Origin of the sequence: Leucobacter sp. G161 (assembly GCF_001482305.1) — a bacterium.
Lineage (GTDB): Bacteria > Actinomycetota > Actinomycetes > Actinomycetales > Microbacteriaceae > Leucobacter.
Genome location: NZ_LOHP01000094.1, coordinates 1 through 480 on the forward strand (window position 1 = coordinate 1; position 480 = coordinate 480).

The following is a 480-nucleotide window of genomic DNA, read 5'->3' on the forward strand; positions in this document are numbered from 1 at the left end:
CTGAGCCGTCACCCGCGCCCGCAACTGGAATCACTTCAGCGAGCACCTCGTTCGCGCCGACCTGCTGGCCGGGTGCGACCCGCAGCACTAGGCTGCCGTCGACCGGGGCGCGCAGCACATGCTCCATCTTCATCGCCTCGACGCTGAGCACGGGCTGGCCCGCTGTCACGCTCGCGCCGTCCTCCGCGTGAATCGCGACGACCGCGCCGGGCATGGGTGACAGCAGTTCGGGTGCGGCGGCGTCGCTGCGCGCGACCCGCTCAAGTACGACGTCCTCGAAGCGCCATGCGGCGCCGTCGCTTGCGAGGCGGATCGCCCCGTCGATGCTGCCATCACGTGCACTCGCGGCACGCGCATCGAATGCGAAGTGCACGCGTGCGCTCCGGCCGTCGAGGTGCACCTGAGCCGTCACCCGCGCCCGCAACTGGAATCACTTCAGCGAGCACCTCGTTCGCGCCGACCTGCTGGCCGGGTGCGACC

At 70.8% G+C, this 480-nt stretch carries 1 protein-coding gene; it reads right to left on the reverse strand.

What is annotated here, in order from left to right:
* On the reverse strand, positions 1-412 hold a 412-nt coding region (locus AUL38_RS15915), incomplete at its 3' end, for a biotin/lipoyl-containing protein (RefSeq protein WP_304438386.1).
* Between the last annotated feature and the right edge of the window lie 68 nt (positions 413-480).